Source organism: Nonlabens sp. MB-3u-79 (genome assembly GCF_002831625.1).
In the GTDB taxonomy this organism is placed as follows: Bacteria; Bacteroidota; Bacteroidia; order Flavobacteriales; family Flavobacteriaceae; genus Nonlabens.
In genome coordinates this window covers 2,907,289-2,933,439 of sequence record NZ_CP025116.1, presented here as the reverse complement: position 1 = coordinate 2,933,439, position 26,151 = coordinate 2,907,289, and the positions used below count along the sequence as shown (strand labels likewise).

Annotated in this window: 25 protein-coding genes; 9 read left to right on the top strand and 16 right to left on the bottom strand. The window is 37.1% G+C overall.

Annotated elements, in window-relative coordinates:
* The first annotated feature begins 71 nt into the window (after window positions 1–71).
* From carB to CW736_RS12945, 4 genes are all read left to right on the top strand, one after another.
* Entirely contained in the window at window positions 72–2,924 is a 2,853-nt protein-coding gene (gene carB, locus CW736_RS12960) for a carbamoyl-phosphate synthase large subunit (protein WP_101014776.1), read from the top strand.
* A 345-nt stretch (window positions 2,925–3,269) separates the two neighbouring features.
* On the top strand, window positions 3,270–3,632 hold the full coding sequence (locus CW736_RS12955; RefSeq protein ID WP_101014775.1) for a hypothetical protein: 363 nt from the start codon (window positions 3,270–3,272) through the stop codon (window positions 3,630–3,632).
* A 149-nt stretch (window positions 3,633–3,781) separates the two neighbouring features.
* Complete coding sequence (locus tag CW736_RS12950; RefSeq protein ID WP_101014774.1) at window positions 3,782–5,302, top strand: serine hydrolase; 1,521 nt, start codon at window positions 3,782–3,784, stop codon at window positions 5,300–5,302.
* A 134-nt stretch (window positions 5,303–5,436) separates the two neighbouring features.
* Window positions 5,437–5,943 carry an OmpH family outer membrane protein gene (locus CW736_RS12945; protein ID WP_157810968.1) on the top strand — a complete coding sequence of 169 codons (507 nt, stop codon included), beginning with the start codon at window positions 5,437–5,439 and terminating at the stop codon, window positions 5,941–5,943.
* A 59-nt stretch (window positions 5,944–6,002) separates the two neighbouring features.
* Here CW736_RS12945 and CW736_RS12940 read toward each other — a convergent pair whose 3' ends face one another.
* Window positions 6,003–6,539: a YceI family protein gene (locus tag CW736_RS12940; RefSeq protein WP_101014772.1), complete on the bottom strand. Its 537-nt coding sequence runs from the start codon at window positions 6,537–6,539 to the stop codon at window positions 6,003–6,005.
* A gap of 6 nt (window positions 6,540–6,545) precedes the next feature.
* Window positions 6,546–6,962, bottom strand: coding sequence for a hypothetical protein (locus tag CW736_RS12935; protein ID WP_232735364.1), 417 nt, complete (start codon window positions 6,960–6,962; stop codon window positions 6,546–6,548).
* Between the two features lie 13 nt (window positions 6,963–6,975).
* Between CW736_RS12935 and CW736_RS12930 the strand changes: the two genes are divergently transcribed.
* The 3 genes from CW736_RS12930 to CW736_RS12920 are packed head-to-tail and all read left to right on the top strand — an operon-like array spanning window position 6,976 to window position 9,036.
* Window positions 6,976–7,362: an OB-fold protein gene (locus tag CW736_RS12930; protein WP_101014771.1), complete on the top strand. Its 387-nt coding sequence runs from the start codon at window positions 6,976–6,978 to the stop codon at window positions 7,360–7,362.
* A gap of 5 nt (window positions 7,363–7,367) precedes the next feature.
* Window positions 7,368–8,135, top strand: coding sequence for a choice-of-anchor V domain-containing protein (locus CW736_RS12925; RefSeq protein ID WP_101014770.1), 768 nt, complete (start codon window positions 7,368–7,370; stop codon window positions 8,133–8,135).
* 55 nt (window positions 8,136–8,190) lie between these two features.
* Window positions 8,191–9,036, top strand: coding sequence for a DUF5777 family beta-barrel protein (locus tag CW736_RS12920; RefSeq protein WP_101014769.1), 846 nt, complete (start codon window positions 8,191–8,193; stop codon window positions 9,034–9,036).
* Here the strand turns inward: CW736_RS12920 and CW736_RS12915 are convergent.
* From CW736_RS12915 to CW736_RS12890, 6 genes are all read right to left on the bottom strand, one after another.
* On the bottom strand, window positions 9,033–9,578 hold the full coding sequence (locus CW736_RS12915; RefSeq protein WP_101014768.1) for an acyl-CoA thioesterase: 546 nt from the start codon (window positions 9,576–9,578) through the stop codon (window positions 9,033–9,035). The genes CW736_RS12920 and CW736_RS12915 overlap by 4 nt on opposite strands.
* 64 nt (window positions 9,579–9,642) lie before the next feature.
* Window positions 9,643–10,011 carry a 6-phosphogluconate dehydrogenase gene (locus CW736_RS12910; protein WP_101014767.1) on the bottom strand — a complete coding sequence of 123 codons (369 nt, stop codon included), beginning with the start codon at window positions 10,009–10,011 and terminating at the stop codon, window positions 9,643–9,645.
* The gene (locus CW736_RS12905; protein WP_101014766.1) at window positions 10,008–10,715 is read right to left on the bottom strand and encodes a DUF3307 domain-containing protein; all 708 of its coding nucleotides are present in this window, start codon (window positions 10,713–10,715) and stop codon (window positions 10,008–10,010) included. The genes CW736_RS12910 and CW736_RS12905 overlap by 4 nt, the downstream gene beginning before the upstream one ends.
* A complete protein-coding gene (locus CW736_RS12900; protein WP_101014765.1) occupies window positions 10,699–11,319 on the bottom strand; it encodes a hypothetical protein in 621 nt (206 codons plus the stop codon). The genes CW736_RS12905 and CW736_RS12900 overlap by 17 nt, the downstream gene beginning before the upstream one ends.
* A gap of 181 nt (window positions 11,320–11,500) precedes the next feature.
* Window positions 11,501–12,949, bottom strand: coding sequence for a DNA recombination protein RmuC (rmuC, locus tag CW736_RS12895; RefSeq protein ID WP_101014764.1), 1,449 nt, complete (start codon window positions 12,947–12,949; stop codon window positions 11,501–11,503).
* A gap of 87 nt (window positions 12,950–13,036) precedes the next feature.
* Complete coding sequence (locus CW736_RS12890; RefSeq protein WP_101014763.1) at window positions 13,037–14,710, bottom strand: RluA family pseudouridine synthase; 1,674 nt, start codon at window positions 14,708–14,710, stop codon at window positions 13,037–13,039.
* Between the two features lie 222 nt (window positions 14,711–14,932).
* Here CW736_RS12890 and CW736_RS12885 point away from each other — a divergent pair, with 222 nt between their 5' ends.
* On the top strand, window positions 14,933–16,963 hold the full coding sequence (locus tag CW736_RS12885; protein ID WP_157810967.1) for a response regulator: 2,031 nt from the start codon (window positions 14,933–14,935) through the stop codon (window positions 16,961–16,963).
* Between the two features lie 62 nt (window positions 16,964–17,025).
* Here CW736_RS12885 and CW736_RS12880 read toward each other — a convergent pair whose 3' ends face one another.
* From CW736_RS12880 to CW736_RS12855, 7 genes are all read right to left on the bottom strand, one after another.
* Complete coding sequence (locus CW736_RS12880; RefSeq protein ID WP_101014761.1) at window positions 17,026–17,538, bottom strand: thioredoxin family protein; 513 nt, start codon at window positions 17,536–17,538, stop codon at window positions 17,026–17,028.
* 33 nt (window positions 17,539–17,571) lie between these two features.
* Complete coding sequence (locus tag CW736_RS12875; protein WP_101014760.1) at window positions 17,572–19,395, bottom strand: ABC transporter ATP-binding protein; 1,824 nt, start codon at window positions 19,393–19,395, stop codon at window positions 17,572–17,574.
* 4 nt (window positions 19,396–19,399) lie between these two features.
* Window positions 19,400–21,112, bottom strand: a complete 1,713-nt coding sequence (locus tag CW736_RS12870; RefSeq protein WP_101014759.1) for a phospho-sugar mutase — start codon at window positions 21,110–21,112, stop codon at window positions 19,400–19,402.
* A 712-nt stretch (window positions 21,113–21,824) separates the two neighbouring features.
* Window positions 21,825–22,211 carry a four helix bundle protein gene (locus tag CW736_RS12865; RefSeq protein ID WP_101014758.1) on the bottom strand — a complete coding sequence of 129 codons (387 nt, stop codon included), beginning with the start codon at window positions 22,209–22,211 and terminating at the stop codon, window positions 21,825–21,827.
* On the bottom strand, window positions 22,208–22,477 hold the full coding sequence (locus tag CW736_RS14170) for a hypothetical protein (RefSeq protein ID WP_157810966.1): 270 nt from the start codon (window positions 22,475–22,477) through the stop codon (window positions 22,208–22,210). The genes CW736_RS12865 and CW736_RS14170 overlap by 4 nt, the downstream gene beginning before the upstream one ends.
* Before the next feature lie 160 nt (window positions 22,478–22,637).
* A complete protein-coding gene (locus tag CW736_RS12860; RefSeq protein ID WP_101014757.1) occupies window positions 22,638–23,615 on the bottom strand; it encodes a glycosyltransferase family 2 protein in 978 nt (325 codons plus the stop codon).
* A 41-nt stretch (window positions 23,616–23,656) separates the two neighbouring features.
* Complete coding sequence (locus CW736_RS12855; protein ID WP_157810965.1) at window positions 23,657–24,175, bottom strand: DUF4199 family protein; 519 nt, start codon at window positions 24,173–24,175, stop codon at window positions 23,657–23,659.
* Between the two features lie 149 nt (window positions 24,176–24,324).
* On the opposite strand from CW736_RS12855, the gene CW736_RS12850 reads away from it, so the two are divergent.
* Window positions 24,325–24,576 (top strand): type B 50S ribosomal protein L31, encoded by a 252-nt coding sequence (locus tag CW736_RS12850; protein WP_101014755.1) that lies wholly within the window; start codon window positions 24,325–24,327, stop codon window positions 24,574–24,576.
* A gap of 434 nt (window positions 24,577–25,010) precedes the next feature.
* Here CW736_RS12850 and CW736_RS12845 read toward each other — a convergent pair whose 3' ends face one another.
* Complete coding sequence (locus tag CW736_RS12845) at window positions 25,011–25,916, bottom strand: hypothetical protein (RefSeq protein ID WP_101014754.1); 906 nt, start codon at window positions 25,914–25,916, stop codon at window positions 25,011–25,013.
* Window positions 25,917–26,151: the final 235 nt, after the last annotated feature.

The following is a 26,151-nucleotide window of genomic DNA, read 5'->3' as shown; positions in this document are numbered from 1 at the left end:
AATTCTTTGGAATTGACGCCTTTTTTGTATCCAAATTTTAAGATATTTAAGCTCTAGAAAAACACACTACAATGCCAAAAAGAAAAGACCTCAAATCCATTTTATTAATAGGTAGTGGACCGATCATTATCGGTCAGGCTTGTGAATTTGATTATGCTGGTTCTCAAGCACTAAGATCCCTAAGGGAAGAAGGTATTGAAACTGTCTTGATCAACTCCAACCCTGCAACCATCATGACTGATCCAAGTATGGCAGATCATGTGTACCTTTTACCATTAACAACAAAGTCTCTCAAACAAATCCTAACCGATCATCCAGAAATTGACGCAGTATTGCCTACCATGGGTGGACAGACGGCGCTCAATCTTTGTATTGAAGCAGATGAAAAAGGGATTTGGGAAGATCATAAGGTTGAGATCATCGGTGTGGATATAGATGCGATCCATATCACCGAGGACCGTGACAAGTTTAAAGGTCTGATGCATAAAATAGGAATTCCTGTAGCTCCTTCTGCAACGGCAAAGTCGTTCTTAAAAGGAAAAGAAATTGCTCAGGAATTTGGTTTTCCATTGGTCATACGTCCATCGTTTACCTTGGGTGGTTTTGGAGCTAGTTTTGTACATACAGAAGATCAGTTCGAGGAATTACTAACTCGTGGCCTTGAAGCGTCACCTATTCATGAGGTGTTGATCGATAAGGCTTTGTTAGGTTGGAAAGAATACGAATTAGAATTATTGCGTGACGATAATGACAATGTTGTTATTATTTGTACGATCGAGAACATGGATCCTATGGGAATTCACACAGGAGATTCCATTACGGTAGCTCCAGCGATGACCCTATCAGACCGCACCTATCAAAAGATGCGCGATATGGCCATTCACATGATGCGCAGCATAGGTGAATTTGCCGGGGGATGTAACGTGCAGTTTGCCGTAAGTCCAGATAAAGAAGAGAATATTATCGCGATTGAGATCAATCCGCGAGTGAGTCGCTCTAGTGCACTAGCTTCTAAAGCCACTGGTTATCCGATCGCAAAAATCGCTTCTAAGCTGGCTATAGGATATACACTAGATGAATTAGACAATCAAATAACTAAATCTACCAGTGCTCTTTTTGAGCCTACTTTAGATTATGTAATTGTAAAAATTCCACGATGGAACTTTGATAAATTTGAAGGAGCTGATCGTACGCTAGGCCTTCAAATGAAATCAGTAGGTGAGGTGATGGGAATAGGTCGCTCTTTCCAAGAAGCGCTTCATAAGGCTACACAGTCCCTAGAAATTAAGCGCAACGGTCTTGGAGCAGATGGAAAAGGTTATACCGATTACAATCAGGTGATTGAGAAACTGACTCATGCGAGTTGGGATCGTGTTTTTGCTTTATATGATGCGGTGGCTATGGGGATCTCATTGGACCGTATCCACGAGATTACCAGAATAGATATGTGGTACTTGAAGCAGTTTGAAGAACTTTTCTTATTGGAAAAAGAAATCGGGAAGTTTGATGTGAGCACGCTTTCGCGAAAGCTACTACTAGAAGCAAAACAAAAGGGATTTGCTGACCGTCAAATTGCGCATATGTTGGGATGTCTCGAGTCTGAGGTATACAATTTACGTGAGGAGATGAATGTCAATCGAGTGTATAAACTCGTAGATACTTGTGCGGCAGAGTTTACTGCAAAAACTCCTTACTATTACTCTACTTTTGAAGCAGATATAGAAACTGCTGACGGGAAACGCTACGTGCAAAATGAAAGCATCGTTTCTGATAAGAAAAAAATCATCGTTTTAGGTTCAGGACCTAACCGTATAGGTCAAGGAATTGAGTTTGATTATTGTTGTGTACATGGTGTTTATGCTGCTCAGGAATGTGGCTATGAAACCATCATGATCAACTGTAATCCAGAAACGGTTTCTACTGATTTTGATACGGCAGATAAATTGTATTTTGAGCCAGTCTTTTGGGAACATATTTATGATATCATACGTCATGAAAAACCAGAAGGTGTGATTGTACAATTAGGTGGACAGACCGCTCTAAAACTAGCTGAAAAACTAGATCGATACGGAATTAAGATTTTGGGAACTAGCTATGAAGCACTCAATCTTGCTGAGGATCGTGGGTTGTTCTCTAAATTATTACAAGACAATAATATCCCTTATCCAGAATTTGCGACAGCAACTACACCAGCTGAAGCACTAGTCGCGGCAGATGAATTGGACTTTCCTATTTTAGTTAGACCCTCTTATGTGCTCGGTGGACAAGGAATGAAGATCGTGATCAATAAAGATGAGCTGGAAGAACACGTAGTAGATATTTTGAAAAAAATACCAAATAATGTGCTGTTACTCGACCATTATCTAGATGGAGCGATAGAAGCAGAAGCAGATGCGATTTGTGATGGAGAGAATGTCTACATCATTGGTATTATGGAACACATAGAGCCTTGTGGAGTGCACTCTGGAGATTCTAATGCATTGCTACCGCCTTTTACTTTAGGGGACCTGGTGATGCAACAAATCAAAGACCATACTAAAAAGATTGCACTGGCATTAGAGACGGTAGGATTGATCAATATTCAGTTTGCAGTTAAAGATGATATGGTATACATCATTGAAGCTAATCCAAGAGCATCACGTACGGTTCCATTTATCGCAAAGGCATACGGAGAACCTTATGTGAATTACGCTACCAAGGTGATGTTAGGACACAACAAGGTGACCGATTTTGATTTCAACCCGCAACTGGATGGGTATGCGATCAAGCAACCAGTATTTTCATTCAATAAGTTTCCTAACGTGGACAAGCGTCTAGGACCTGAAATGAAATCTACAGGAGAAAGCATCTTGTTTATCGATAGCTTAAAAGACGATGAGTTTTATGATTTGTACGCGAGACGCAGAATGTACTTGAGTAAGTAAAAGTTGTCAGTTCGAGCTATAGTCGAGATCGATTCCACATCGAGATTATTAAAATAGGTCTAGACCAAGCCTTTGCTGAAATTTATTCAGTGCTCGACCAAGCATTTTACAGTATGAAATTTTATAAAAGAAAACCCTAAAAGCAAGTAGCTTTTAGGGTTTTCTTGTTGGTAGACATGGAGATTAGCCATCGCGAAAGTGACGACATAGGAAGCCATTATGGGTCAGTTGGAGCGCAGTCGAGAAGTATGAGATGTCAAGATCATAGGAAGACCTTCTGATATTCTTAAAATTATTATTGTTTCAATACTTGCAAAGGCAACGCTCAGTTGGTATATTTAAATTATGGAAAATATAAACAAAGAGAGCGTATATAAACATGCAAGAAATTTGCAATGGGTGATCGTTTTATACTCTACCATCTTTTTAAGCCGATTTGTTTTAAGTTTTGGCTTTCCAGATTTTTATGAGCAGCTATTCAGTGATGCTGTGCCATCCCTATATATTATGGCATTAGGCTTACCCATTACAGCTTATGCTATTTGGTATGTTCTTCAAGTAGCTCCTATGCGACAGGTGTCAAAAACGAATAAAGTTTTGGGATTGTTATTTTTAGGAATCATAGGCATGTGGATGACTTTTCCTTTGATTTATAAGATCCGGAAGCAGTTAGAAAGAAAAGAATCTGGGTTTAGTTTTGGAAAATAGTAAGGGTTCCTTTTCCACCTACTAAATACGGATTTTATATTCAAAGCCCCAGAAGTTTATAGCTTCTGGGGCTTTGTTGTTTGTATGGATATTGTTTCGCTTTCGCGAAAGCGAAACAATCCCTATCTTCATTCCTCAAAATTTACCTTATGAAAAAGATTCTATTTCTATCTATTGTATTCATTTCTACTGCTGTATTTGCTCAAAAAGTAGATTATAAAGCGCTGGACAAATACATCTCTCAGACACAAAAAGACTGGAACATTCCTGGTTTGAGTGTAGGGATTGTAAAAGACGGTAAAATTGTCTTTGAAAAGGGTTACGGTCAGATGGATGTGAATAAAAAGCAACAGCCAGACGAGCACACACTTTATGCGATTGCCAGTAATACAAAAGCTTTTACAGCGGCAATTATGGCGCAACTGGTAGAAGAGGGTAAAGTCAATTGGAAAGATAAAGTGCAAGATCATTTACCGTACTTTGAGCTATATGATCCTGCTATAAGTAGGCTGGTGACTATTGAAGATTTGCTAAGTCACAATGTAGGACTAGGGACTTTCTCTGGTGATGTGATTTGGTACAAGTCTGAGTTGAGTACAGAAGAAGTGGTAAAGCGCATTAAGTTTGTTCCCCAAGCCTACGGATTCAGAGATGGTTATGGATATTCTAATTTGATGTTTATTACCGCAGGTGCCTTGATAGAAAAAGTAACCGGCAAGAGCTTTAAAGAAAATGTGACCGAGCGTTTTTTGAATCCGCTGGAAATGGATGATACGGTGGTGAGTATTCAAGATTTTGGAAACAATACCAATGTGGCGACTCCTCATGCGATGGATGCTGATAATAAGAATTATGCAATTCCATGGGTAGGTTGGGATAATGTACAGTCTACAGGAGGGATTATCTCTAGTGTTCATGACATGAGCAAATGGATGATCCTCAACATGAATCATGGAGTGAAAGATCAGGATACCCTATTTTCTAATTACAGCCGCAATAATATGTGGAACTTGCACAACAGTTTTGGCGTGAATCAAGTAAAAAGAAATGCCACAGGATCCCAATATGCGGGTTATGGTTTGGGATGGTTTCTAGGTGATTATTACGGTAATTTTAGAGTGCGTCATGGTGGTGGTTACGACGGAATGATCTCTACAGTGCAAATGTTACCAGATGAAAATCTAGGAGTAGTAGTGCTGACCAATGGTGTAAAAGCACCAACCAATGCTATCGCCTATTACATATTGGATCGTTTCCTCAACAGAGGTAAAAAAGACTGGAGCAAGGAAATGCTCGAAAGTTATGATACGTGGAAAGCAAGCGACACGAGAATAGAAGAGAGAAAGGCAAAGCAAATAAAAGGAACTCAACCTATCCTCAAAAAGGATGCGATTCTAGGAACTTATCATGCAGACATTTATGGAGACTTTGAGGTGGCTGAAAAAGATGGAAAGCTCCAATTACTATGGGAGCACACGCCATTATTGAACAGTAGTTTAAAGCATTTTAATTACGATTCTTATGAGATTCAATGGGAAGAGCCACAAGCATGGTTCAGTTTTGGAACGATCAAATTTGAAAGTGATGCCTATGGAAAGGTAACAGGAATCACCTTTGATATTCCTAACGACGATTTCTTTTTTGATGAAATGAATGCACTTAAAAAATAAACTGTTGATTAATGTAATTTTATAAGCCGTTAAGTAACTCTGTGTTCACGAGTAGAGTTATAATTTTTTTTTACTCTTGTTTTAATTTCTTTTTTTAAATGTTTAATTTGTGTAAAATATTGAATGCCGACACTATGAAAAAAGTAATATTGATTGCATTTATTAGCCTGTTAGCAGGCACAAGTTATGCACAAACAACAAAGGTGGGTACTGTAGATAGATACTATATTCTAAATAAAATGCCAGAAATAATCGTAATGGAAAATGCGTTGAAAGATTACAATAAAGAGCTGCAAAACGATCTTAAAGAAAAGTTAGACAACTACGACAAAGTATATAAAACTGCCGAAGCTAATTTTGACATGATGACTAATGCTCAAAAAGAAGCTAAACAAAAAGAACTTACTGATTTAGAAAATGATATTTCAAAGTTTCGCCAAAATGGTGCCCAACTGATACAATTAAAAGAGAATGAATTGATGATGCCTCTTTATAGAAAGATAAACGATTATGTGGCTTTAGTAGCTAAAGAACTATCCTTTACCCAAATCTTTTATACGGGAGATAGTAACTTAGCCTACCTAGATTCTGCATTTGATATTACTGCCGAGGTGCTTGATAAAATGGGTTTAGCAAAATGATAGCTATAACTATCATATAACTCTGTAGGATGTGGTTTGGTACGAATAATATTTTCTAATTATTGTTTCAATACCGCATCAACTCTTACTTTAATCTTCTTTGAGATTTTTTTTCTAACAACAGATGGAATATCAATCTTGTAATCGTTTGGATCGATTTCAAAATCAGCATGTAATTCATATCCCATTTTGGTAGTGGCAAGTTCTACAGGAATCTCTATATTTTTTACAACTCCATGCATCTCTAGAGTGCCTTTAAAGGTTAATGTCTGCCTAGTTCCATCTTTTATGTAATTCTCGTAATTCAATAATGCACCTCTAAGGGTAGCTTTAGGAAAGTCATCACTTTCCATATAGTTTTCATTAAAATGTTCTTGCATCAAAGCAATAGGGAAACGGAATCCTTTGATCAAGACTAGTGCTGCTAGATTTCCTTTGTCATCTAGCACTACGGTCGTGCTGTTATTTGTAGCCCTAATAGGTTCAAAAGAATCAACAGAACCTTCAAAATAGATGCTTCCTGTTTTGGTTACCTGCTTTTGACCGGTAGCCAGAGTTACTGCAAATAGCAAAAATAAAAGGCTTAAATACTTCATAATTATTTAATTTTCTAGGTATCCGTCAAGTTGCCACTGCAGGATAATGTCAATACTGTTTTGAGGCAATTGACCGCCTTGAGGCATGAGTAAAGGGTCTCCTACATTTCTAGTAATGCGATCAATAACGTTGCCATTTTCTGTGGCGTCTCTAAATTGAGCATAGGTGCTGTAACTATTATTTCCAGATGAAAAATTATCATTGTGACAAGACAAACACTGACTTTCTACAATTGGGAAAACATCTGTAGCATATTTTATGGTGGTTGTGATAGGAGTATTGTCTACAAGATCATCTGGGCTTGTGCTTGTACAAGAGATGAGCATTAAGACAGTAAAGGAGTAAAACAAAGTGTATTTCATGTCGATTATTACGGTATAAATATATGATTCTGGTTGCAATATGTCATAAATTTTATTCATATTTGACATGCGGATGAAAAAAATATTATTTATAGCTTTTTTTATTATCGTCATCATAGGCATTCTAGGTTACAACTATTTGTATCAGGATCATCGTGACGTAGCAACTAGTGACGCCACTTCATCTTATACATCTACAGAGCTAATAGCTCTATTCACTGATAATGACGCTAGTAATGATGCCAGAGCATTAGACCAGGTGATTGAAGTTTCTGGATTAGCGACTGATACATCAGCTAATTCTATAACTTTAGACCGTAAAGTATTTATAGAATTCAAAGAACCACACCAACTTGCATTAAATCAAACCTACACCCTAAAAGGTCGTTGTTTAGGCTATGATGATTTACTGGAAGAAGTTAAGATAGATCAAGCGATATTTATAAACCCCTCTAATTAAAACTTATGAAAAAGAACTACTCATTTTACAGTATTTTAACCGCAATTCCTGTTGCATTATTGATACTTGTAAGTTTTTCAAGTGGTCAACCAGGGAACTTTTCAGGTTCTCCTGGAGACGCCGGTAATACGTGTACTGATTGTCATGCGCCAGGAGCCAACCATAATGGCACTCCATCACTTACTAGTGTGCCAGCAGCTTATACAGCTGGGCAATCCTATATTATGAACCTTGGGATCAATGGTTCTAGTGTATCAAAATTTGGTTTTAACATCACTGCAGAAGTTGCTGGCGGAACTAAAGTAGGCTCATGGACTGCAGGAGCAGGAACTCAATTGCGCAACGGTGGCACTGGATTAACACATACTTCTGCTGGAAACAGCAGTAACAATTGGACCTTAACCTGGACAGCACCAGCTTCAGATCTAGGGCCAGTAACTTTTTATTACGCTACTATTCAAGCCAATAATAATAATGCTAATAGCGGTGATCAAATGATCAATAACCAGTCTGCTGCTGTGTTAACTAATGAAGACGAGTTGATCAGTTCCTTTAAATTGTTTCCTACTTATGTAGTAAATGATGTGAATATTGAACTGGCAAATTCTGAAGAAGCAGCCTTAACCATTTACAACATGAATGGACAGCCGGTATTAGAACGCAACATAGAGCGACAAAACCAAATTGATGTGACTTCTCTGTCTACAGGAATTTATATCAGTCAGGTGATTGTAGGAGAGAAGGTTTCTACTCAGAAATTTATCAAAAAATAAATAATAAACCTTTAAACAAAGCCGCTCTATTTGTTTAGGCGGCTTTTTTGATATTATGAAACATCTATCAACCTTATTCGTATTCTTGACGGCCCTAATTGCTGGAGCTCAAGAAGATTTATTAGAAGGACTGGATCCAGAAATAGATCAAGAAGTGATCGCTACATGGAAATCGTTGAAAGTGGTCAATTTTGAAACTACAAAATTAGTTGCTCCTAAAGAATTTCAATTGATCATCTCTCACCGTTTTGGAAGTGTAGAAAATGGTATCGATGACCTCTTCGGTATGGATAATGCCGTGACTCGATTTCAATTTGCCTACGGACTTACCGAATGGATGCATGTGGAAGCAAGTCGTACGGGCTTTAATAAAACCTACCAACTTGCCACAAAATTTAAATTGAAAAAACAAATAGAAGAAGGATTTCCTTTTTCTATTGCTTTATTTACAGCAATGGATGCCAATACTGAATTAGACAAGTCTATTTTTCCTAAATTAGAATTTATAGATCGACTTGGTTATACCGCTCAATTTATTGTAGCTAGAAAAATATCTAAAAGGCTGTCGGCTCAATTGAGCCCTACTTTATTTCATCAAAACTTTGTCACTTTTGATCCACAAGACAATACGCAATATGCTATGGGATTAGGTGCTCGATACAAATTAACCAACAGGTGGAGTCTCAATGCAGACTACGGTTATCACCTGAATCGTGCAGACGGCAGTCCATTTTTGAATCCGCTAAGTATAGGTGTGGATCTTGAAACCGGAGGCCACGTTTTCCAGATGCATTTTACAAATGCTCAGCCCATGTTAACCAATGGTTTTTTGAGTCAAGCAACAGGCGACTGGACAAAAGGAAGGTTCTATTTTGGGTTTAATCTGGTACGTGTTTTTTAAAGATTGATTTCTACATTATATTTCTTTAACTCTTCTTTATAGCTCACGTCAGAGAAATTAGCTGTGTCAATTTCTTGGGTGCTTTTTATTTTAATCTGTTTTCTTTTTATGGCTCGTGCAAATCTGCGCACATGAGTTTCATTACTTATTTTAAGTCCAGGAACAGGGACGGTTTTCCCTTGCTCATCTTTTGCTACCATAGTAAAAAATGAAGAGTTACAATGTTTAGATTCACCGGTTTGAATATTTTCTGCATCTACTCGTATTCCTACAACAATAGAAGAGGTGCCTACGTAATTGACAGTGGCTTTGAGAGTTAACATCTCACCTACCTCTATTGGAGCTTTAAAATCGACCACATCTACACTGGCCGTTACACAATAAACCCCGCTGTGTTTTGACGCGCAAGCAAATGCAATTTGGTCAATAAGGGAGAGGACATAGCCTCCATGAATCTTGCCTGAAAAGTTGGCGTTGGAAGGCAACATCAGTAGTGATAACATGACTCTAGACTCTTCTGGAGATTTAAATTTATTTTTCATAATTTATGGGTTGTTCAATAAACTTGATAAGTGTTCCGCTTTCGCGAAAGCGGGATTTCAATAATTAATCTCGGTTGAAATGAGGACTGTTCTCTCTTGTTACTTCTGTAATAAAGTATTTGGTATCACCCCAAAACAAGCAGGTTCCAAATTTTTCTTCGTACTTTAATTTTACATATTTTCCTTGATATTCTTTTAATCGTTTAATGACTTCTTGTTGGTTGTCCATTACAGAAAAGGAGAATATTTGTGCGCCACTTATTCCTTGTGAGACTTCGCCTTCCCATGTTTTTACGATAACACCTTTGTGAGAAAACTTGATCAATTCACCACTGCGGTAACCGTCAGAATAGGTGGCAAAGTAAATAAATGAATACCAGATCACTGCGAGCAGGACTATCGTTGTTAGTACAACTCCTAAAATCTTTTTCATATCACATAATTTTTAAAGAGTAGTCCGATAACAATTGCAATTCCGAAGCTAAGCAATGTGCCAATCAGCACATACTCGGTCAACTTCATGTTTTTTGCCTTGCTCAGGTCACCAAATCTGAATACAGATTTTGCCGTTAATAACAAACCGACGGCACTGAAATGATCTGTAATGATAAAAAGAAAGATGAGCAGTCTTTCTAGCATTCCTATCCATTTACCCGCATTTTTAAGTCCATAGATACCAGTTTCATCATCGGTTAATGTCCATCTCGTAAAGAATATTTTCAACATAACGCCTACTGGACTGGTCAGGAAAAGCACACAAAATAGAAAAGGCCACAAGATTTTTAAATGGGCATCACTCAAGTTAAACGCTATGCTTGAAGTGTATGCAGCTAGAATGATAATGATCACAATATGAGCTAACTGATCTAGAGCAAACATCCAACGCATGTTTTTCTTAGTAGTAAAATAGAGTTTACCAGCGTCTATGAGTAAATGGGTCACAAAGATAATAAGTGCTACATACCAAAACTCCACTTGCCCTAATGCCAACCAAGACAGCGCAGCATGAATGCCAGCATGCAAATAAAGGTGGTAAGAACCCAACAGATGTTTTTCTTTTTTCTTTATGAGTTGATCAGTCTGCAAGACAAAATCACTCAGAAAGTGCACTATTAAGAGTTTAATCAATACTTCCATCGCTCACGTCTTTATAATATTGTTTAAATACGTTTAAAACTTCTTGGGTTTCTTGCCAGTGAGCCCTGTCTAGTCTTCTACTAGCAGTAGCTTGTTGAACCCCCAGTTTTTTACCCAACTCTGCTTGCGTAATATAGGGTGTTTTGAACATTTCATAAACGGTACTAGCACCGTTTTGTGTCCATTCATTCATGAAGAGGAGGGCCATTTTCAATAAACTATTCATATACACATCTAAGTGTTTACCGCCGTCTATCATTACTTCTTGATCTTTAGACTTAAGAATATCGAGTAACTCCCCCGATTTTGTCAGTGCTGATCCAGTAGATTTTGCAATATTATTATCAATCATAGTTACGCTACCCAGACCTATTGCTATACGCACATCTAGAAGTGCTGTTCTTTTTAAGGCAGCTTTTAATTCTATCGCACAATGAAGCGCCAGTTCTGGATGATCCATCCATGCCTGAAAACTGTCACCTCTGTAAATTAAGAACCTATTTGGGCTGGAATATCTTTTCAAAACCTCCTCTATGGTCTTGAGATAGGTTTTTGGTTGATTCCTCTGTGAACCTATAATGTCACCGGCAAGCACTACTTCCATAACAGCTGTTTTAAAGTATTACGTAAAAGCGTAATACTTCAAAGATATTACATAATAACGTAATATTTAAACTTATTACGTAAAAGTGTAATAATTATACTTTATTACATAATAGCGTAATATATAAATTTATTACGTAAAATCCATAATGGACTTCATAACTAAAAGCTTAAAACCTTCACTAGCTCAAAGGCTCATCACTCGCTTCCAAAACGTCCGGGTCACTTTCTATAGCACGGTTAACTAGTTTTTCATTAAGAGATTTGTTAGTTTTTGCCCCCAATCTTTTTAATCGTTCAATACGGCCTACTAGATTTCCAGAACCTTCCGTAAGCTTGTTCATACTAGATTTGTATGTTTTTTGGACCGTGTCCATTTGGGTACCTACTTTGATTAAATCTTCTGAAAGGCCTACAAATTTATCGTACAAAGCTCCAGCAGCAGTAGCAATATCTAGTGCGTTCTTTTGCTGTTTTTCATTTTGCCACATGGTGTCAATAGTACGTAATGTAGCCAGTAGGGTTGTAGGGGTAACAATCACTATGTTTTTATCAAAAGCCTCACTGTACAAGTTTCCATCATAATTTAGTGCCATGGCAAAAGCGGGTTCTATAGGCACAAAAAGCAATACAAAATCAGGGCTCTCTATATGGTAATCGTGATAGCTCTTTTCAGAAAGATCGGTCACGTGTTTTTTAAGCGATGCTACGTGTTCTTTTAGATAACGTTGTTGCATCTCTTCATCTTCTTCATTGATAAAACGCTCGTAAGCGTTAAGGGATACTTTTGAATCGATCACCATTTTTTTACCACCTGGGAGATGGATCACTACATCGGGAAACAAGGTTCTTCCGTCTTCTGTTTTGATGGTTTGCTGTACCTCGTATTCAGACCCTTTTTCAAGGCCAGATTTTTCCAGTACTCGTTCCAGTACCAATTCTCCCCAATTCCCGCGCATTTTAGAATCTCCTTTCAATGCTTTGGTAAGGTTGCTAGTTTCTTTACTCATTTGTTGGTTGAGCTCTTTAAGACCTAAAATCTGTTGTTTTAACGCACTTTGTCTGTCGATGGTATCTTTGTGAGTGTCCTCTACACGCTTTTCAAAACTTATAATTTTTTCCTGCAGCGGACTCAGAATTTGCTCTATGTTTTTTTTGTTTTGGTCGGTAAACTTGGTGCTTTTTTCATCTAGAATTTTGTTGGCAAGGTTCTCAAATTCCTTGGTGAACTTTTCATTGAGTTTCTCGATTTCTCCTTGTGCTTCTGTATGTTTTTCTTCCGCTTTCGCGAAAGCGGTACGTTGCTCAGCTAGTAATACATTTAAGTTTTCCTTCTCGATAGCTACTTCGCGATATTCTTTATCTAGTTTTTGAAGTCGACCACTCAATTCTTGTAGACTTTCTAGTTTTTGCTCTAGTTGTGCACTGTACTGGCTGTTCTGATGTCTCAGTTGGTCGCGTTCTTCTAAGGCAGGCTGCAATTTGGAAAGTTGAGAATCCAATTGCCTCTTTTCTGATTCTAAAAGATTTATAGTTCCTGAGAAACGTGTTTTAGCAAAAAACCAAGCCACAACTGCACCGATCACTACGCCGACAATCAATAACAACAACCAATTCAATTCTTGAGACATAAAAAGAGATTTAATGTAAAAATACGATCTGCGCTCACGTCTTAAAATAAGAAGGCAATCTAGTTATCCACAAGTCTTATTAACAGTTTAGAAAGGTGCAGGTACGTGAATTATAACAGGTTTCAAAGTTACAGGATGTATAAATTCCAGTTGCTCTGCGTGTAAGTACAATCGGTCTTTTTTAAAACCGTAAAGATCATCGCCTATAATTGGGCAGTTCAGGCCTAAAGGGTGAGAGGCATGAACACGCAACTGATGCGTGCGACCTGTAATGGGATAGAAATAAACCTTGGTTTTTCCATCTTTGCGCTCCAAAACCTCAAATTTCGTACGGGCACTTTTACCGTGTACGGGATCTACCATTTGAAAAGGACGGTTATCCAGATCTACCCGTAATGCCAAATCAATAAAGCCAGTATCTTCCTCTACGTTTCCATCCAGTAAGGCTACATATCGTTTTTTAACGCTGCGCTTTTCAAACTGTTCTTGTAGTTTTTTATGAACTTTTAAGGATTTAGTAAGCACTAATATTCCAGAAGTACTCATATCCAGTCTGTGAACTATAAGCGGTCCAGTTGCTTGCGGAAAACGCTGCTTCATTCTATATTCTACAGAATCTTCTATAGTTTTACCGCGTACAGAAAGGAACTCCTCTGGCTTGTTTACCGCCATAAGATAATCGTCTTCATAGATAATTGGAAGCTCTTTTCCTAAAGCAGGATTGATTAACATGGGGTTATCATCAACTTCCAGACCTTGCAGCATGTGTTCCAATATTGGTTCACATTTAGAGCGACAAGACGGATAATAATGGCCGTGCTTTCTAATTTGGGATTTTAGAGGTTCTCCATACCAGAACTCTGCTAGGGCAACTGGTTTTAGATCGTTGAGATACGCATATTGCAACAACTTTGGTGCGGCACAATCACCAGTTCCTGAAGGAGGAATATAGGGCGGTATGTTTTTAAAGAGTTGCAATGCGTTTTTAGAATCTCCGTTGGCATTGAGGAATTGGTACTGCTCAAATATCCAATTTTGAAGCTTGTTGGATAATTCCTTACGAGCTGCTTTATACTCTTTAACTTTCCCCTCGTGTAGAGAAATAATTTTTTCTAGCGGTGCCATTTTAGTATCCAAATAGACCTGGTATTCCTTTAAAAGAAATTTAGCATGCATTCCCTGTGTTTGATGCAGATCGAGTAGTTTTTGATAGGCTATTTCAGTTAGGCAGTCCACCGCCTCTTCTCGTTGTTTTTTGCGCTCAGCTTTGTGTTGGGAATGTTTTTTACGCTGGTTGTAAAGCAGGAGCTCGTTTTCTTTTTCTAATTTTTGAAGTTGTTTTTTACTTTTTAGGTAAATGATATCCTTTTCTAATAAATCAATTTTTTGATTCCATATATCGAGTTGAGAATTTTCTTTTACATACTTACTGTTCTCTGAGAACATATTAAATATTAAAGGAACAAACTGAGAATGATTTTGTTCTCCAGTAATAATACCAGAATATGCCCAAAGATGCCCTAATTTTCCTTGATTATCCTCCACTACAAGAACTCCAAACATCTTCCCAAGCGGGTGCTGATAATTTTTCGGACCTAGGTTCAAATCGTAAAACCAATTTTTAAAACCACTTAAATAGATTTTCAATTGCTCTGCAGCCTCCACAGCTAGTGGATGTGGTTCATAAAGAAATGGAAAGGTGAATTTGGAAGGTACATCGATAGTTTCATTTAGATCAAATCGGTGCAAAATAGAACTCATCAAATAGAAGGATATATTATTGCAACAAAGGTAGGATTAAAAGATGGCTTCTGGCACCTCTGAAAAAGGAAAGAAGTTTTGCTTTCTCGCCTTTAGGCAGTCATGAAGCAATAGCTATAGATGATAAATCGTTAAGTTTTTATCATAAAGATTATTTTATGTAACTTACTGTTCAATAATAAACCCAGGTTGAGAAATATAATAGGATCTCTGTTAGTAACCTTGTCAGTACTTTTTTTGATAGTCTCCTGTCAGGATACTGATTTAATGAATAAAGAGGAACGCAAATCGCTCCATGGACGAGAGCGTATTCAAGTTGCGGTTTACCCATCCTACCCACCCTATATTTTTCTGGATAAAAATGACGCTCCACAAGGAATCCTTACGGATTACTTAAAACTTCTAGAAAAAAGAGCGCAATTCAAATTTGAAATTAAGAAATACGATGATTTTTCAAATATCATGGAAGATGCGCGTAACAATAATGTAGATTTAATTCTCGAAATTCAAGAAGCTCCGTCAAGAACTGAATATCTTAACTTTTATTTTAAATTATTTGAATCCCCTTATGTGATCGTAGGTCATAAAGATCAAGGAAAAGTAAAGACCATAAAAGATTTTGAAACGGCAACCTTTTACTTACCCAAAGATTTTGCAATAGTTGATAATCTAAAAGATCAATTTCCTAAAGCAACCATTTTAACCCCTTGTAGAAATGATTTGGAATGTCTACAAAATATTTCAGAAAGTGGAGCAGGTTATTTTGTCGGTCCCAAAGTTGTTGCTACTTATTATATTCAGTCTAATAATCTGGAAGACTTAGAAATTTTAAAATACATAGGTAAGGATTATGAACCATCTATAGCTGTTGTAAGCAATGATGTCTTGCTCAACGATGTTATTTATAATGCCATGCAGAGCATTACTTATCAGGATGAGCAAGAGATTGTCAATTCTTGGTTAGGGACCTTTAACAAGCCTTTTTATCTTACAACAGCCTTTTGGATAAAGGTAAGTATTGGAATATTGAGCTTGTTATTATTGATTTCAGTATTTAACAGATACTTGCAACATAGTATCAATTCAAAAATAAGTGAGCTTAAAAAAGCAAAAATAAAGGCGGAGCAGAGCAACAAATTAAAGACCTCATTTATTAATAATATCGCGCATGAAATGCGCACTCCCATGAATGCCATTATGGGTTTTTCAGATTTGTTGAGTAAAGAAGATCTCGATAATAGTCAGAAGGAAGACTATTTAAACATCATTAATCAAGCTTGTTTGAGATTAATGGAGATGATGGATAATGTCCTAGAAATATCTCTGTTACAAAACAAGCAGTTATCGGCTCAAAAAAACCCTGTTCTTCTTATAGAACTTTTGACCAAATGTTTTGATAAATACAAAGTTACTGCGGGGTTAAAAAAGATTCCATACCGGTTAGAGCTGGATATCCCTGAAACCCTAAACTGTGTTGTTGTGGATAAAAAAAAACTATCTAGAACTTTAAAGTATGTTCTTGATAATGCGGTCAAGTTTACGAGTCAGGGGGAGGTTTTCTTTTTTGCAACAATTAAAGATAATGCTTTGGAGATGACGATCACAGATACCGGGATAGGAATCTCTAACGAGCGTCAAAAATCTATTTTTGATAGTTATTCTAAGTCTAATCAATACGATACTACAGAGTTGTTTCAAGGTTTGGGATTAGGATTAACTATTTCTAAAGCTTATACAGAATTAATGAATGGTCAACTGGATCTTCATTCAGAACTAGGAAAGGGAACCACTGTCCATATACATGTCCCGATTGCCGTAGCAAATAAACAAGAATTCTTTAACGAGAAAGTGAACGAACCAGTCAAGGGACCCAAGCCCTCTTTTTATAAAATTCTAATTGCTGAAGATGTCGACTTGAATTTCTTATATCTTAAATCCCTCTTAGAAAAAATGAATGACTACCAATTTCAAATTCTAAGAGCAGAAAACGGTCAAGAAGCTATTGATATAATGGAACAGGAACCTGATATAAACCTTATTTTCATGGACATTCAAATGCCTGTTATGAATGGTTTTAAAGCGTCACGGGCGATTAAAGAAAGGTTTCCTTATGTACCTATAATTGCTAAAACTGCCTACACTAATTCAGAGGATAGACAGAAAGCTTTTGCATCAGGTTGCGATGGTTTTATATCAAAACCCATTAAACCTGATATAGTAAAAGAGATGTTGAAGAAGTTTATTCATAATTAAAAATCAGAAGATCTTATGGATGGCATTAAGTAACAACTGATTTAAAAAGGGTTATTTATGAATTACTTTTTGGTAAAGATCATGGCCACATTTTTTTCATCTTCAGGGTTCATTTCTGACGTCGCTTTAAGTTTTTCTATAAAAACAGCTACCTCTTCTTCAGAAGCTGGGCATCCTAGATTTTGACCTTTATTATTAAAAGAGTCCGTGACTACATTTCCACTAGAATCAAGAATCACCCAAAATGGCAAACCTGCTTTCTCACCTTTGTATTTTGTAACGAGCTCACGTGAACCTGGATTTTCTAAGGATACTTTATCGGCGTTTTCAAAAACAACTATAGGAAGCATTACATAGTTCTCATTAAAATAAGAAGCCACGCTTGGATCTTTTATTTGTTTAGTCATACGATGGCACCAGCCACACCAGGATGCTTCAAATTTAACAAGTACATGTTTTTCTGAAGCTGCCGCTTCACTTAGTGCCTTTCCCATTAATACATCGACAGTCTCTTGAGCCTGTGATAGGGAAGTAGCAGCGATTAAAAATGCAACTAGAAGAATAAGCTTTTTCATGTTTTCAATTTTATAAGATAAATATACTAAAAGTTATGATCCTAAGCTCTGCATGCCTACTAGACTGTGATAAAGTCCTTCTTGAGCAATTAAAGTTGCATGAGTTCCTTGCTCTACTATTTCTCCTTTTTTCATCACTACGATATGATCGGCATTTTGAATGGTAGATAGTCTGTGGGCAATGATTATAGAAGTTCTATTTTTCATTACTTTCTCCAATGCATCTTGTACCAGTCGTTCACTTTCTGTGTCCAGAGCACTAGTGGCCTCATCCAGAATCAAAATAGGAGCGTTTTTGAGTACCGCTCTAGCGATAGAAAGACGTTGTTTTTGTCCGCCGCTAAGTTTGTTACCACTGTCGCCTATATTGGTATGAATACCTTCAGGAAGTTCTTTTACAAACTCCCAAGCATTTGCGATTTTCAAGGCATCGATAATGCGTTGTTCAGAAGCATTTTTGTCGCTCAATGCCACGTTAGTAGCAATCGTATCATTAAATAAAATGGAATCTTGAGTCACAATTGCTATTTGATCTCTTAGACTTTTAAGCGTTACTTCTTTAATATTCAAGTCATCTATAGTAATAGTTCCTTCTTCTACATCATAGAATCTAGTGAGTAGATTTGCAATCGTACTTTTCCCAGAACCGCTTTGCCCTACTAGAGCTACGCTAGTTCCTTTAGGAATGTGGAGGGAGAAGTTTTTGAGTACGGGTTCTTCTAGGTAAGAAAAGGTGATATTGTTGATGTTTATCGCTTTCGCGAAAGCGGGAATAGTTACGGCTCCTTGTTGATCTGCAATATCATTTTTAGTATGAAGGATTTCTAGCACACGCTGAGCAGCTGCGTCCCCCTCTTTTACTTGATAGCTGGCTTTTGACAGTGCTTTTGCTGGAGTTAAAATCCCATAAGCAAGCAACATAAAGCCTATAAAAGTGGTTCCTTCTATCGCTTGCTCTACAATGACAAGACGACCACCATACCAAAGTAAAATGCCTATCACTAAAATTCCGAGAAATTCACTCACTGGACTGGCGAGTCCCTTTCTGTGATTGAGCTTTACCGCAAATCTATAAAGTCTACCGGTGCTGTTTTGAAAACTTTCCTCTAACCTATTTTCAGCATTAAATCCTTTGATGACCTTAAGTCCGCCTAAAGTTTCTTCTAGTAAGGACATAAAATATCCTTGTTCTTTTTGAACTTGATCGCTTCGTTTTTTAAGTTTTTTACCTAATCGAGAGATTAAAAAACCAGATACAGGTAAAAATAGAAGCATAAAGATGGTGAGCTTAGGACTTATGACAACCATAAGTGCTAAAGAAAAAACAATATTCAAAGGCTCCTTAACTATAAGTTCTAATATGGACAGAAAACTGTTTTGTACTTGCAGTACATCAGCACTTGTTCGTGCAATCACATCTCCTTTTCTTTTTTCAGAAAAATAGGCGATGGGAAGGTGTACAATTTTGGAATACATATCATTTCTAATATCTCTTAAAACTCCATTGCGCAAAAACGCAATAAAGTACATTCCTAAATAGCCAAATAAATTTTTCAAAAAGAAAAGTACCAATACTAATCCAATGACCAGCAGTAAAGCCGTTTCTTTATTTCCTACCTCACTAGTCAGGTAGAATCCCATAGAACCTTTAATATAAGACATCAGGTCAAGTATACCGGTCCACTCTGGTTTTGTGGTGACTTGTTGCGTCTTGTCAAATAGAACGTCCAGCATTGGGATAAGTGAAATGAAACTCAATGCTCCAAAAAAAGCAAAGAATACATTACAAATTATATTCAGTATTCCATAGCTTTTATAAGGCTTAGCGTACCGTAAAATCTCTTTAAAATAATTCATTGATTTACATGTCAAAACTGGCAAGAATGCCTTTAATTTTTTCTTCTAACTGCGCGCGGACTTCAGTATAATTCTCCACTTGATCCAGCACTGTTTTTACCGATATATAGAACTTTATTTTAGGTTCTGTCCCACTAGGTCGTGCTGCAATCTTTGAGCCATCGGCTAGATAGAAGATCAAAACATTAGATTTAGGAATGTCTATGCTTTCTTTTTTGTTCAATTGCTTGTTTACTCTCGTACTAGCAGCATAGTCTTCTATGATCGTGACATCTTGTCCACCTATCTGAGCAGGCGGGCTTTCCCTTAAATCAACCATCATTTGTTTGATCTCTTCTGCTCCAGAAATCCCTTTTTTGACAAGGGAAACCAGTTTTTCTTGATAACAGCCGTGTGTCGCGTAAAGTTTTATCAATTCTTTATAGGTGGTTGATGTATTCGCTTTCGCGAAAGCGTACATCTCACAAGCTAATAATGCTGCAGTAACCGCATCTTTATCACGTACAAAATCACCTACCATATATCCAAAACTTTCCTCACCACCACCTATAAAGTCTTGGTGAGGATAGTCCTCAATCATCTTTGCAATCCATTTAAAACCAGTCAGGCCTTCTTTACATTCTACGTCATAGGAATGCGCTAAATCGTGCATCATAGGAGTAGAAACAATAGTAGAGCCTATAAATGGTTCTTTTAAGGATTTTAAATCGGTTTGCTTCAAAAGAAAATCGGTCATGGCAATCATGGTCTGGTTGCCATTAAGCAACACCATTTTACCCTCATTATCCCGCACGGCAACGCCTAAACGGTCGCCATCAGGATCTGTTCCTATTACAATGTCAGCATGAATTTTATCGGCCAGAGCTATAGCCATTTTTAATGCTTCTGGCTCTTCGGGGTTAGGAGATTTAACCGTTGGAAAATCACCATCTGGAAAAGCTTGTTCTTTAACCACGTGTAAATCTGTATATCCAGCACGTTTTAAAGTTTCTGGTATTAAGGTAATACTCGTACCGTGAAGACTGGTAAAAACAATTTTTAATCGAGATCGATCTATATCGCCAGCTATTCTACCGGCTTTGATACTACCTTCTATAAAGACATTATCATCCTCCTCGGTAAGGAATTCTATTAATTCAGGATTCCCATTAAAGTTGATTTCACTAAAGTCCGTGGATCCTATGATATCTAATATTTCTTGATCCTGTGGTGGGACCAACTGACCGCCATCTTGCCAGTATACTTTGTAACCATTATACTCCGGCGGATTATGACTTGCCGTCAGTACAACTCCTGCATGGCATCCTTTTGCTTTTACGGTGTAAGAAAGCAGTGGAGTAGGGCGCAACTCTGCAAAAAGGTATACATGAATACCATTAGCACTGAAAACATCTGCTACAACTTGTGCGAGTTCTTTAGAATTGTGGCGGCAATCATAAGCTATAGCTACTTTTACTTGCTCCTCAGGAAATTGCTCGTTTAAATATTGAGAAATACCTTGTGTGTTTTTACCTAATGTATATTTATTAATACGGTTGGTTCCCACTCCCATAATACCTCGCATTCCACCAGTACCAAACTCTAGATCTTTGTAGAATGCTTCTTGAAACTCATCATTATCTGCTGTAATCAAGGCTAGTGTGCGTGTTATAGTAGCCTCGTCAAATGGCTCGTGAGTCCAGGATTGTGCCGTTTTAAGGATATGGTCTTTATTCATGTGTAGTCAGCTTGTTTTCTCAGACAAATATAGGAATAAGTAGGCAGTAAAAAGAGTAGGCAGTAGGCGGGTTGATTTGTTCGCTTTGCTCACAAATGTGAGTAGGCAGTAGGTAGGTTCATTTGTTTGCTTTGCTCACAAATTTGAGTAGGCAGTAGGCAGGTTGATTTGTTTGCTGCGCTCACAAATTTGAGTAGGCAGTAGGCAGGTTCATTTGTTTGCTTTGCTCACAAATTTGAGTAGGCGGTAGGCAGGTTGATTTGTTTGCTGCGCTCACAAATGTGAGTAGGCAGTAGGTAGGTTCATTTGTTTGCTTTGCTCACAAATTTGAGCTGGTGGTAGGCAGGTTGATTTGTTCGCTTTGCTCACAAATTTGAGTAGGCAGTAGGCAGGTTGATTTGTTTGCTGCGCTCACAAATTTGAGTAGGCAGTAGGCAGGTTGATTTGTTTGCTGCGCTCACAAATTTGAGTAGGCAGTAGTTGGTTTTGATAGCTAAGTAAACAAAATGGAATGAGCTTGCTATACGCTTTACGAAGTAGTGACTGCCTACTCACATTTACAGCTTGCTGTAAATCAGCCTGCCTACTGCCTACTCGTTAGAGTAATCGGCAGTATTATTTTGAGATAAATCTATTGGGTTTAGTAATTAGTTGTACCAAGACTACTGCCTACTCATATTTTTAACCTGTTGCAAATCATAATTTATACTGCCTACTTATCTTTTTTAGGAAGAAATTTTTCTGGATTGGTGATCATGAAATTGAGCATTTTTCCTATTTCGTTATTGAGATGACGTAGCTTGACAATGTTGTCTTCGTTATCATATTCACAGGCAACAACAAAATCCAGCCACATATCGGTTTCTGAATTTTCACTATCAGAATCTGTCATTTTAGAAACGAAATGCTTGGGATAAATTCTTTTGCGATAACCTTCGGCAATATTACTACAAACGGCCCTAGAAGATCTTACTATTTGAGAAGTAAGGTTATATCTCTCCTGAGCAGGAAAGGACCTTGATAGTTTCATGATTTGCATCGCTTGATCAAAAGCTTTTTGATATACGATCAAGTCTTTAAATCCTTTGCTATTATTCATGATATAAATATAATATAAAGTAGGTAGTAAAAAGAGTAGGCAGTAGGCAGGTTGATTTGTTTGCTGCGCTCACAAATTTGAGTAGGCAGTAGGCAGGTTGATTTGTTTGCTGCGCTCACAAATTTGAGTAGGCAGTAGGCAGTAGGCAGGTTCATTTGTTTGCTGCGCTCACAAATTTGAGTAGGCAGTAGTTGGTTTTGATAGCTAAGTAAACAAAATGGAATGAGCTTGCTATACGCTTTACGAAGTAGTGACTGCCTACTCACATTTACAGCTTGCTGTAAATCAGCCTGCCTACTGCCTACTCGTTAGAGTAATCGGCAGTATTATTTTGAGATAAATCTATTGGGTTTAGTAATTAGTTGTACCAAGACTACTGCCTACTCATATTTACAACTTATTGAAAATCAACCTGCTTACTGCCTACTAAATTTCTTCAGCCACTTTATAGCGATTCCCTTGATGGCCATTTCTTAGAATAAGTTCTCCTAAGAACCCTGCAATAAAGAAAAGTGTTCCTAGTATCATGCTGGTTAAGGCTATAAAAAACCAAGGATTATCTGTTACTAAATTATAAGGAAGGTCATATGCCATAAGATAGAGCTTTGAACTGCCCACGTAGCCTGCGATTATAAAGCCTAACAAAAACATGATGACACCTAAGCTGCCAAAGAGGTGCATAGGTCGTTTCCCGTACTTTGAAATAAATGCAATAGTGATCAAATCTAAAAAGCCATTGATAAAACGCTCGTAACCGAATTTAGTCGTACCGTATTTACGGGCTTGATGGACGACTTCTTTTTGTGTGATGTCTGCAAATCCTGCGTTTTTAGCTAAAACAGGAATATAACGGTGCATCTCTCCGTGAACATCTATGTTTTTTACGACTTCACTTTTGTAGGCTTTTAATCCGCAATTAAAATCATTGAGTTGCACACCGCTGGTTTTACGGGCTGCCCAATTAAAAAGTTTACTTGGTAAGTTTTTAGAAATAACACTGTCGTAACGTTTCTTTTTCCAGCCACTGACGAGATCAAAACCCCCTTCTGTAATCATTTCATAGAGCTCTGGAATCTCATTTGGAGAGTCCTGAAGATCGGCATCCATAGTAATAACTACTTTTCCTTGTGCGAGTTTAAAACCTGCGTGTAACGCCTGGGACTTCCCATAGTTCGTGTAAAACTTGATGCCTTTTATAGGGTTAGGAGCATGTTCTTGATGCCGCTTTCGCGAAAGCGAGCTTATAATGTTCCAACTTCCATCGGTACTTCCATCATCTATATAAATAACTTCATAAGATAAAACGGTGGTTTCCATGACACGATCGATCCATGCCTGTAATTCTGGAAGCGAATCAGCCTCATTTAGAAGCGGTATTACGATGGAGAGATCTGTTGTTTGCAAAGGATTAAAAAGTGTTTTAAAGTGCAAATATAGGTTGCTTCTTATAATTGATCTTGCAAACCGTTAGAAACTGTACGCGGAATTTTACTTATAACGAGTCCAGTAATCAGTCCAGGAACGGTAAACATCAGTGTTTTAGTCGCAAAACCTAAGGCAAATTCTGATAAAGAAAAAGAAGGTTCTTTGAATACTTTAACCTGAGCTAGATTGCTCTGAGTCTTATCGTTAATGCCGCGCCATGCTTGTAATAAAATTTCTTTGGCGTTGGTATCAATATGATTAAGCAAAAGGTAATAGGTAACAGATTCGGTTATAAAAACCAAAAGGATACAAATGAAGTAAGCCAAAATAACTTGTTTAAAAGAAACCTTGCCTTTCATTACGACTCTCGCCCATACTTGTGCGATGACACCAAATAGGATAGGGTATATGTATATAGATGTGTTTAATAGCGGATTTAAATAATCCTGGGCTTGCCACATGTACATGTAGATTGATAGGGTAACTAAAGCTCCTATAAGTCCTAAAATAAAGGAGTTTCTCTTGATCGTTTGGTCCACAAAAATGTTTTTTAAATAAGAACGCAAATATAAAGCTAGGAGGTGTGGTTTTAAGGCTTACATTTGTTTTAAATTAATTAGGAATTAAAAGGTTGTTATTTAAAGAAAAATAATTAAATTTGCAGCCGCTAAAGAATAAGATTAAAGTCATGCAAAAAGGAATACACCCAGAGAATTATAGATTAGTAGCATTTAAGGATATGTCTAATGAAGAAGTTTTCATTACCAAGTCTACTGCAAATACTAGTGAGACCATCGATTTTGAAGGAACACAATATCCTTTGATCAAATTAGAGATTTCTCGCACATCTCACCCATTCTATACAGGAGAGAGCAAACTTATCGATACCGCTGGTCGTATTGATAAATTTAAAAACAAATACTCAAAATTCAAGAAGTAATTTTCTTAGAGTTTTAATGATACTTCAAACGCCTCGCAATTTGCGAGGCGTTTCTATTTTTAAACCTTTCCATAAGTAAAGCCATCAATGCCTTAGCTTTTAAGTCGTTGAAGGAAATTGTTTTTGTGTCGATTTTTTTTTGGCCTTATACAGGCGCGGTTACTCGATCGTTACTATAGGCCTAGCAAATTCTCTTTGATTCCGATTTTCCAAACCTTTTTGAATGGGTAGTTAGCCGCTTTATAAAATCCTGTTCGCTCATAAAAAGGCAACTTAGGCAGTGTGTAAAGCGAGAAACGCATCATCTAAGAATGAGTCTTCTACTATATAAAAAGGAGATTCTAAAGCTCGTTAAAGAATAGATTTCAACTACACAACAGCCACCATCCTCATAGGATTATTTTCTTATAAAGCTATTCATAGATTCAAGGCAGCTATATTTTATTAGTAGACGCTCTAAGGAGTAGGTCTTTTTCATATTTATTGTGAACGGTAATCATGGCAAGTCCAAAAAGAACAGCCACCACAATTAGAATAGTGCTAATCGCACCGCTTACTCCGAAAGACATCCTTATTAAAATGGTAGATATGATAAATCCAGAGTTTCTAATGATCTCATGAAATTGGTCGGTATAAAACAATGATATTAATAGAAGTACGACATCAACTAAAATGAGGACTGTAAAAAACTCATCAAAGAATAGGTTATTGATACTCTCAAAAGGTGCTAATTCGTTAGGAATCAGAGAAAATCCTATTGCCCAATTGGTTAGCGTATACAAAGCCATAACAAAGAATAATGGCACCAAAATAACGGCAATCACTTTTTTCTTATAAATGAATCTTTCCACTCTTGGCTTTATATTATTTCCTTGAATCAACTTTCTTCTACCTTGCTTTTGAAATAGAAATATCAAATAGAAAAGCAGTAGCGATCCTATTAAGTCATAAGTAAATTGTAAATCTCCTTTTATTTCAAACCATTCGGAAGAAAGTTCTAAAGACGCTAAATCTTTAAATAATTTACGTATAATGATCAACGTTATAATTTCATATTGCTTGGTAATGTATGTTGTAATGGACTTTGGTAAATAATAAATAAGCAAATAAACCTCATAAATAAGGATAAAAGAAAATGGCGTGTAAACAGCAGAGATAGGGTTATTTAATAATCCATTGTCCATAGATAATTCTATAAAATCAAACTTGGATAAATAGATGACTACTAGGTGAACAAAAAAGCTGAGTAGGGCAAGATTGAGAATGACCTTTTCAGTTCTTTCTCGAGTCTTATCAGAGAAAAACTTTTGAAATAGAAATAGTATTTTGTTTTTTTGCATGTTATAGGGTCCGCCTTTTTAAGCAATACTTATGAGGTCAGTCGTAAAGTCTAAGATATACTAAATTTTTAGATTAATAACTTGTCGTATTCCTAAGATAATATATTCAAACTAGTTGAAGAGTTTGGATTAGTGATTGAAAATCAAGGGCTAGCAATTTGATTTTAACGGAGGCCCTTTCTATTTGTTATGGATTCTATACATAGCTCATTAGGAAATAGCTGTGGTGGTTAAT

Excerpts from the sequence above, each read along its gene's own strand:
- carB (WP_101014776.1), top strand. The coding sequence starts at position 72 with ATGCCAAAAAGAAAAGACCTCAAATCCATTTTATTAATAGGTAGTGGA.
- CW736_RS12955 (WP_101014775.1), top strand. The coding sequence starts at position 3,270 with ATGGAAAATATAAACAAAGAGAGCGTATATAAACATGCAAGAAATTTG.
- CW736_RS12950 (WP_101014774.1), top strand. The coding sequence starts at position 3,782 with ATGAAAAAGATTCTATTTCTATCTATTGTATTCATTTCTACTGCTGTA.
- CW736_RS12945 (WP_157810968.1), top strand. The coding sequence starts at position 5,437 with ATGAAAAAAGTAATATTGATTGCATTTATTAGCCTGTTAGCAGGCACA.
- CW736_RS12940 (WP_101014772.1), bottom strand. The coding sequence starts at position 6,539 with ATGAAGTATTTAAGCCTTTTATTTTTGCTATTTGCAGTAACTCTGGCT.
- CW736_RS12935 (WP_232735364.1), bottom strand. The coding sequence starts at position 6,962 with ATGAATAAAATTTATGACATATTGCAACCAGAATCATATATTTATACC.
- CW736_RS12930 (WP_101014771.1), top strand. The coding sequence starts at position 6,976 with ATGAAAAAAATATTATTTATAGCTTTTTTTATTATCGTCATCATAGGC.
- CW736_RS12925 (WP_101014770.1), top strand. The coding sequence starts at position 7,368 with ATGAAAAAGAACTACTCATTTTACAGTATTTTAACCGCAATTCCTGTT.
- CW736_RS12920 (WP_101014769.1), top strand. The coding sequence starts at position 8,191 with ATGAAACATCTATCAACCTTATTCGTATTCTTGACGGCCCTAATTGCT.
- CW736_RS12915 (WP_101014768.1), bottom strand. The coding sequence starts at position 9,578 with ATGAAAAATAAATTTAAATCTCCAGAAGAGTCTAGAGTCATGTTATCA.
- CW736_RS12910 (WP_101014767.1), bottom strand. The coding sequence starts at position 10,011 with ATGAAAAAGATTTTAGGAGTTGTACTAACAACGATAGTCCTGCTCGCA.
- CW736_RS12905 (WP_101014766.1), bottom strand. The coding sequence starts at position 10,715 with ATGGAAGTATTGATTAAACTCTTAATAGTGCACTTTCTGAGTGATTTT.
- CW736_RS12900 (WP_101014765.1), bottom strand. The coding sequence starts at position 11,319 with ATGGAAGTAGTGCTTGCCGGTGACATTATAGGTTCACAGAGGAATCAA.
- rmuC (WP_101014764.1), bottom strand. The coding sequence starts at position 12,949 with ATGTCTCAAGAATTGAATTGGTTGTTGTTATTGATTGTCGGCGTAGTG.
- CW736_RS12890 (WP_101014763.1), bottom strand. The coding sequence starts at position 14,710 with ATGAGTTCTATTTTGCACCGATTTGATCTAAATGAAACTATCGATGTA.
- CW736_RS12880 (WP_101014761.1), bottom strand. The coding sequence starts at position 17,538 with ATGAAAAAGCTTATTCTTCTAGTTGCATTTTTAATCGCTGCTACTTCC.
- CW736_RS12875 (WP_101014760.1), bottom strand. The coding sequence starts at position 19,395 with ATGAATTATTTTAAAGAGATTTTACGGTACGCTAAGCCTTATAAAAGC.
- CW736_RS12870 (WP_101014759.1), bottom strand. The coding sequence starts at position 21,112 with ATGAATAAAGACCATATCCTTAAAACGGCACAATCCTGGACTCACGAG.
- CW736_RS12865 (WP_101014758.1), bottom strand. The coding sequence starts at position 22,211 with ATGAATAATAGCAAAGGATTTAAAGACTTGATCGTATATCAAAAAGCT.
- CW736_RS12850 (WP_101014755.1), top strand. The coding sequence starts at position 24,325 with ATGCAAAAAGGAATACACCCAGAGAATTATAGATTAGTAGCATTTAAG.
- CW736_RS12845 (WP_101014754.1), bottom strand. The coding sequence starts at position 25,916 with ATGCAAAAAAACAAAATACTATTTCTATTTCAAAAGTTTTTCTCTGAT.